Here is a 7,794-nt window from a genome sequence, read left to right as displayed (position 1 = left end):
AACCATTGCAGAGAATCTAGCGGTGTCAACCTCAACCGTCATCCGAAAGTTAAAGGAGTTCCAGTTCAAGACAGACTTGAACTGGCTACCTGAGAATATGTCCTGGGACGAATACTCCTTCAAGAAAGGCAAAATGAGCTTCATCGCGCAGGATTTTGACTCACTCAAGGTCGTCGCTATTCTGGATGGACGGACACAAGCAACCATCCGCAACCTCTTTCTGCGCTATCCGAGAAGCGTCAGAAATCGTGTTAAAATCATCACCATGGACATGTTCAGCCCATACTACGACATCGCTAAGAAACTATTTCCATCTGCTAAAATAGTCCTTGATCGTTTCCACATCGTTCAGCACATGAGCCGGGCCATGAACCGACTGCGTGTCCAAGTAATGAACCAGTTTGACCGAAAATCTCACGAATACAGGGCCCTCAAGCGCTACTGGTCTTGATACAACAAGACAGTCGAAAACTTAGCGATAAACGCTTCTATCGCCCAACTTTTCGCATGCACTTGACTAACCAGGAGGTTGTCACTAAGCTGCTCAGCTATTCCCAAGAACTGAAAGAGCACTACGAGATTTATCAGCTCCTACTTTTCCATTTCCAAGAAAAGCAAGCTGACCAGTTTTTTGAGCTTATCCAAGAAACACTTGATAGCGTAAATCCTATCTTTCAGACGGTGTTCAAGACATTCTTGAAAGACAAGGATAAGATTGTCAATGCCTTGGCACTGCCTTACTCCAACGCTAAACTCGAAGCGACAAACAATATCATCAAGGTCATTAAGCGAAATGCCTTTGGTTTCAGAAACTTTGAAAACTTCAAAACTCGTATTTTCATTGCCATAAACATAAAACGAGAGAAGACAAGTCCTGTCCTCTCTCGGTGTTAAATAGGGCAACCCACTACAGTTGACAAAGAGCCTTTTTGTTAAGGTTCTTATAAACCAATGGTGTAGTCATCATCCTGCATGGCTTCAACGGTTCCTAGTAGGTAACCATTACCAACTTGAGAGAAAAAGTCATGGTTGGAAGTTCCTGTAGAAATCCCGTTCATGACGATAGGGTTAACATCGTTGGCAGTATCCGGAAAAAGTGGATCTTGTCCCAAATTCATGAGGGCCTTGTTAGCATTGTAGCGAAGGAAGGTCATGACTTCCTCAGTCCAACCGATGCCATCATAGAGGGAACGTGTGTAGTTCTCTTCGTTTTCATAGAGTTGGTAGAGAAGGTCGTACATCCAGTCGCGGAAGGTGTCTTGCTCTTCGTCAGATAATTCATTGAAACCAAGTTGGAACTTGTAACCAATGTAAGTACCATGGACGGATTCATCACGGATAATAAGTTTAATGATTTCAGCCACATTGGCCAACTTATTGTTACCAAGGTAGTAGAGTGGTGTGAAGAAACCAGAGTAGAAGAGGAAGGTTTCCAGATAAGTTGATGCAACTTTTTTCTCAAGGGCAGAGCCGTTGAGGTAGATATCGTTGATAATCTGTGCTTTTCTTTGGAGGTATTCGTTAGTATTGGTCCACTCGAAAATTTCTTCGATTTCAGACTTGGTGTTGAGGGTCGAAAAGATAGAAGAATAAGACTTAGCGTGGACAGATTCCATGAATTGGATATTGTTGAGGACGGCTTCCTCATGTGGTGTTCGGATATCCTTACGAAGGGCTTCGATACCAGACTCAGACTGCATGGTATCAAGGAGGGTTAGACCTCCAAAGACTTTACCAACCAAGTCCTTTTCTTCAGCAGTCAGTTTGCGCCAGTCATCCAAGTCATTTGAAAGGGGGATACGGGTGTCCAACCAGAATTGCTCGGTTAACTTTTCCCAGGTTGACTTATCAACTGCATCTTCGATTTCGTTCCAGTTAATGGCGTTGTAGTATGTAGTCATAAAATTTCCTTTTTATCTTGCTGGTTCTATTCTAGCAAAAATAGCAGAGCCTGAAAGAGGCTTTGAGAAAAACGTATGCTGGAGTTGGCATACGTTAATACTAATGAAGGTCTTAGATCACACAGCTTTCACACTGGTTAGCACCGACTTCATCTCCATCATCCGTAAAGGTACGAACGTAGTAGATGGACTTAACACCCTTGTTAAAGGCGTAGTTACGTAGGATTGAGAGGTCACGTGTCGTTTGTTTGCTCTCTGTTTTCCATTCGTAGAGGCCTGCTGGCATTTCACTACGGAGGAAGAGAGTCATAGACAAACCTTGGTCCACGTGCTCAGTCGCAGCAGCATAGACATCAATAACCTTACGCATGTCCATATCGTAGGCAGAAGTGTAGTAAGGAATAGTGTCCGTTGACAAACCAGCTGCAGGGTAGTAGATTTTACCGATTTTCTTTTCTTGACGTTCTTCAATCCGTTGGGTAATCGGGTGGATAGAAGCTGACACGTCGTTGATGTAAGAGATAGAACCGTTAGGTGCTACAGCCAGGCGGTTTTGGTGGTAGAGGCCGTCTGCCATGACTGCATCACGGAGGGCTTCCCAATCCTTGGCTTGAGGGATGAAGTGACCATCAAAGAGTTCTTTGACACGGTCGGATTTTGGAACATATTTTCCAGTGACATATTTGTCAAAGTAAGTGCCATCCGCATACTTAGAGTTTTCAAAGTTGTGGAAGGTAACCCCACGCTCACGAGCGATGTTGTTAGACTCAACTAGGGTCCAGTAGTTCATGAGCATGAAGTAGATGTCTGTAAACTCAATTGATTCAGGGCTACCATATTGGATATGGTGTTGCGCCAAGTAGGAATGGAGCCCCATAGCTCCCAAACCAATGGTATGACCTTGGTCGTTACCATTTTTAATAGAGGGCACAGCTGTAATGTTTGAGGTATCCGTAACAAAAGTTAAAGCGCGTGTCATGGCCTTGATAGATTTACCGAAATCTGGCGATTTCATCAAGTTAACAATATTTGTTGATCCAAGGTTACATGAGATATCAGTTCCCATGGTCAAGTATTCTTGACCGTCGTTGATGATACTTGGTTTTTGAATCTGGAGGACCTCAGAACAGAGGTTAGACATGATAATCTTACCATCGATAGGGTTGGAACGGTTGGCAGTATCCACGTTGATGATGTAAGGGTAGCCCGACTCTTGTTGGAGTTTAGAAATTTCTGTTTCCAAGTCACGCGCTTTGACCTTGGTCTTGCGGATGTTTGGATTGGCAACGAGTTCATCGTAGCGAGCCGTTATGTCGAAGTAGCTGTATGGCACGCCATATTCACGCTCGATTGAGTAGGGACTAAAGAGGTACATGTCCTCATTTTTACGGGCCAATTCGTAGAACTTATCTGGAACCGTGATTCCCAAGGATAGTGTTTTAACACGGACCTTCTCATCTGCGTTTTCCTTCTTCGTTGAAAGGAAAGCCAAGATATCCGGGTGGAAGATATCCAGATAAACTGCTCCAGCACCTTGGCGTTGTCCAAGTTGGTTGGAGTAGGAGAAGGAATCTTCAAAGAGTTTCATAACAGGGACAACCCCAGAGGCAGCCCCGTCAAATCCCTTGATAGGAGCGCCAGCTTCACGGAGGTTAGATAGAGAAATCCCAACCCCTCCACCGATACGGGACAATTGCAGAGCAGAGTTGATGGAGCGTCCAATCGCATTCATGTCATCGGTTACTGAAATGAGAAAACAAGAGACGAATTCTCCGCGACGGCTACGTCCTGCGTTGAGGAAGGAAGGGGTAGCTGGTTGATAACGCTGATTGATCATCTCCTCAGCTAGATCTTCAGCCAATTGCTCATTGCCATCCGCAAAATAGAGGGCGTTGAACATGACACGGTCTTCGATATCTTCTAGGTATTCTGTACCGTCATTGGATTTGAGCGCATACTGTTGATGAAATTTGTAGGCTGCCATGAAGGACTTGAAGCGGAAGTCTACGGCATGCAGCTTAGCAGAAAGTTTTTCGATAAACTCAGGCTGGTACTTGCGGATGAAGGCTTCTTCGATGTAGTCTTCTTCAATTAAATAGTTAATTTTATCTGTGATGCTGTCAAATTGACGCAAGTTTGGTTTAACATTTTCCTTGAAGAAGGCCTTGAGGGCTTCCTTGTCCTTATGCAGTGGGATTTGTCCATGGACAGGACGGTTGATTTCGTTGTTGAGGCGGAAGTAGGATACATCGCCAAGTTCTTTAAGACTCATGAGCTAAAATTCCTTTTACATAATCAATATCGTGTGGTGCTCCGCTATATTCAAAGGTATGAAGGAGCGGAAGACCATAGGTCTTGGAGAGTCGCTTAGCCGTATGGCAAAAATCAGGACCAAAGTTGCGATTGCCTGAACCCAAGATGCCCTTGCAGTAGTTGAGATGGTCTTCTAAAAAATCATCGACATACTCCAAGCCTGACTCATAGGTTGGAACCAAGAGGAGAAAGTCCTCTGTTAGGTTTGGCTCGTCACCTTGTGGTCCTAATCGAATGGCCTTATCAAGCCAATCTAATTTTTTGACGAAGCGATGGGACTGGCCAGTTATAGAAGTATAAACTAACTTCATTAAAGGAGTTCTTTTAGTTTCGCTGGCTGGAAACCTGAAAAGACCACATCACCAGATTGAATAACGGGTGCAGCAGCAAAGCCAAGGCTTTTAACGTAGTCTACTTTTTCTGGTTGTTCGTCGATATTTACTTCAACGTAGTCAGCACCGTGCTGGTCCAAGAATTTCTTGGTCATCTTGCACTGCATGCAATTATTTTTTGAAAAAATGGTAATAGATGCCATCTTATTTTCTCCTAAATCATCATAAAATGAACCCTGAAACTTCGTTTCAGAGAGATACCCATCTAGTATACCCTAAAATTCAAAAAAATACTAGATATAGTTTTTGAAAAACTAGATGAACACAATATATGGTGGATATTTACATTTTATACAAATTAAAAAATGCTTGCTAAATCAAGTTTTCAGTGTTGTTTCACTTAGCTTCCTATTCAAAATATTCATTTGAAATTTTTATTTACTCAAGTCGAAGTCTAAATATTTAAAGATTCAGAAAAGAAAAATATTTCCATATTATGTAAGGATATCTGACATAAATAGTTGACGGACTATTATTGAAAGCGTATAATAGGCAAAAGTGTGTTTGGAGGTCTACCATGGGAAGTGAATTTTTATCAAAGTTATCGTTATCAGGTAAAAGTAAGGTTTTCTCTTACTTTGACATTGCTAAGGTCGTGGGTAGCTATGGAGGAGAATTAAAAACTATTCCTTACAGTATCCGTATCTTACTAGAGAGTTTGGCTCGTAAGATGGATGGGGTTGATATCACAGATAATCATGTCAGAAATCTTATACATTACCTTTCTCCTGAAAAGGGCGAGGTTCCTTTTAAGCCCAGTCGTGTTATTTTGCAGGACTTTACGGGAGTACCAGTAGTAGTGGATTTGGCCTCTATGCGGGATGCAATCGTCGCCAATGGTGGTAGTCCAGACCTCATTAACCCTGAAATTCCAGTTGATTTGGTTATTGACCACTCGGTTCAGGTGGATTTCTTCGGAACGACTACCGCTCTTGAAGATAATATTGACTTGGAGTTTCAACGGAACAATGAACGCTATGAATTCTTGAAATGGGCAGAGCAATCCTTCGATAATTATCGAGCAGTTCCTCCTGCGACAGGGATCATTCACCAGGTCAACATTGAATTTCTGAGTGATGTTATCATTGAAAAAGATGGCCTGCTTTATCCAGATTCCATGTTTGGAACCGATAGCCATACGACCATGATTAATGGCATTGGTGTGCTTGGCTGGGGTGTTGGTGGTATCGAGGCAGAGGCTGCAATGCTTGGTGAAGCTTCCTACTTTCCAGTGCCTGATGTTATTGGGGTGAAGTTTACGGGTAAACTCCCTAAAATCTCGACCGCGACAGACTTAGCTCTGAAAGTGACTCAAGTTCTCCGCCAGGAAAATGTGGTTGGAAAATTTGTGGAGTATTTTGGAGAAGGCCTTGGGTCCTTGTCGTTGGCAGATCGGGCGACTATTGCTAATATGGCACCAGAGTATGGGGCGACTTGCGGTTATTTCCCTATCGACCAAGAAACGCTCAATTATATGGCCTTGACCAACCGCTCTCCCGAGCACATTGCTCTTACAGAAGCCTATGCTAAGGCCAATCATTTATTCTATGACAATGAAGTAACTCCTACCTATACTAAGGTTGTCGAAATTGATTTGGCAAGCATCCGTCCGTCTATCTCCGGTCCTAAACGTCCACAGGATTTGATTGATTTGTCGGAGGCAAAGGAAGAATTTCAAGCCAGCCTAGTCCGTGAAGCGGGTGTGCGAGGCTTTGGCTTATCAGAACAAGAAATCAATCGCACTGCCATGGTCCATTATAAAGATAAGGATGTGGAAATCAAGACTGGTCACGTTGCCATTGCAGCCATCACCTCTTGTACCAATACCTCTAATCCTTATGTTCTTATGTCTGCAGGGCTCTTAGCTAAAAATGCTGTCGAGCGAGGGCTAAGTGTTGCGCCGACGGTGAAGACTTCGCTGGCTCCTGGCTCCAAGGTTGTAACGGGCTATCTCAGAAATGCAGGCTTGCAACCTTATCTGGATAAACTCGGCTTTAATTTGGTTGGCTATGGCTGTACGACTTGTATCGGAAACTCTGGAAATTTAACCATGGAGGTAGCTAAAGCTATCAGTGACTCAGACCTTCTCGTTTCAGCTGTTTTATCTGGGAACCGCAACTTTGAAGGCCGGATTAATCCCTTGGTTAAGGCCAATTTCCTGGCAAGTCCTCCCCTGGTTGTGGCTTATGCACTGGCAGGCAATACGAACATTGATTTGACGACAGAGCCTCTGGGTTACGACAAGGCAGGTCAACCTGTTTATCTTGATGATATTATGCCTTCCCCAGAAGAGGTGGCCGATTATGTCAATACTTATGTGACACGAGAACTCTTTGAAAAAGAATATGAGCATGTTTTCACAGACAGTGATAAATGGAATCAAATTCCAACAGAGGAGAGTAAGATTTATAACTGGAATGCACGTTCAACTTACATCCAAAATCCGCCCTACTTTGACAGTTTAGCTCAAGGTGTTACAGTTGGTCCGCTCAGCGATCTCAAGGTCCTGGCCAAATTTGGTGACACGGTGACGACAGACCATATTTCTCCAGCTGGGAATATTGCCCGCAAGAGTCCAGCTGCTAAATACCTGGAAGATAATGGTGTTGATTACATGGACTTCAACTCTTATGGTAGTCGTCGTGGTAATCACGAAGTGATGATGCGTGGAACCTTTGCTAATATCCGTATTAAAAATGAGTTGGCGGATGGCCAAGTCGGTGGCTTTACAAAACTTGATGGTCAGCTGACGACCATCTATGATGCTGCCATGGATTATCAAAAGCAAAATGTTGGAACGATTGTCATTGCAGGTAAGGATTACGGCATGGGCTCCAGTCGTGACTGGGCAGCCAAGGGAGCTAATCTCCTAGGTGTCAAGGTAGTCTTGGCAGAAAGTTTTGAACGGATTCACCGCTCTAATTTGGTGATGATGGGGATTCTGCCTCTACAATTTTTAGAGGGAGATACAGCGGATAGGTTGGGCTTGACAGGTTACGAGACCTTCTCAGTTGATCTTTCAAAAACTCCTGGTGTTAATGATATTGTGACCGTACATGCAGTCGATGAAACGGGTGAAAAAACCTTCCATGCTCTAGTGCGTTTTGATGCGGATGCAGATATTCGCTACTATAAAAATGGCGGCATCCTGCCTATGGTGGTCCGCAAGAAGTTGAAAGGAGCCTAAG

At 43.6% G+C, this 7,794-nt stretch carries 5 protein-coding genes and 1 pseudogene; 2 read left to right on the top strand and 4 right to left on the bottom strand.

Annotation, left to right across the window (positions count from 1 at the left end):
- A pseudogene (locus ACFORF_RS04780) lies at positions 1–894 on the top strand (ISL3 family transposase); the annotation flags it as partial.
- A 47-nt stretch (positions 895–941) separates the two neighbouring features.
- Here ACFORF_RS04780 and nrdF read toward each other — a convergent pair.
- The 4 genes from nrdF to nrdH form a co-directional block, all read right to left on the bottom strand.
- Complete coding sequence (gene nrdF / locus ACFORF_RS04775) at positions 942–1,901, bottom strand: class 1b ribonucleoside-diphosphate reductase subunit beta (RefSeq protein ID WP_380425986.1); 960 nt, start codon at positions 1,899–1,901, stop codon at positions 942–944.
- Positions 1,902–2,013: 112 nt separating this feature from the next.
- The gene (gene nrdE / locus ACFORF_RS04770) at positions 2,014–4,173 is read right to left on the bottom strand and encodes a class 1b ribonucleoside-diphosphate reductase subunit alpha (protein WP_380425984.1); all 2,160 of its coding nucleotides are present in this window, start codon (positions 4,171–4,173) and stop codon (positions 2,014–2,016) included.
- The gene (gene nrdI, locus ACFORF_RS04765; protein ID WP_380425982.1) at positions 4,163–4,525 is read right to left on the bottom strand and encodes a class Ib ribonucleoside-diphosphate reductase assembly flavoprotein NrdI; all 363 of its coding nucleotides are present in this window, start codon (positions 4,523–4,525) and stop codon (positions 4,163–4,165) included. Before nrdI ends, nrdE begins: the two co-directional genes overlap by 11 nt.
- On the bottom strand, positions 4,525–4,749 hold the full coding sequence (nrdH, locus tag ACFORF_RS04760; protein ID WP_380425980.1) for a glutaredoxin-like protein NrdH: 225 nt from the start codon (positions 4,747–4,749) through the stop codon (positions 4,525–4,527). Before nrdH ends, nrdI begins: the two co-directional genes overlap by 1 nt.
- Before the next feature lie 374 nt (positions 4,750–5,123).
- Between nrdH and acnA the strand changes: the two genes are divergently transcribed.
- Positions 5,124–7,793, top strand: a complete 2,670-nt coding sequence (gene acnA / locus ACFORF_RS04755) for an aconitate hydratase AcnA (protein WP_380425978.1) — start codon at positions 5,124–5,126, stop codon at positions 7,791–7,793.
- Position 7,794 lies beyond the last annotated feature (1 nt).

The organism is Streptococcus caprae, assembly GCF_042649745.1.
Classification (GTDB): Bacteria; Bacillota; Bacilli; order Lactobacillales; family Streptococcaceae; genus Streptococcus; species Streptococcus caprae.
This window is presented reverse-complemented; position numbering and strand designations above follow the sequence as displayed.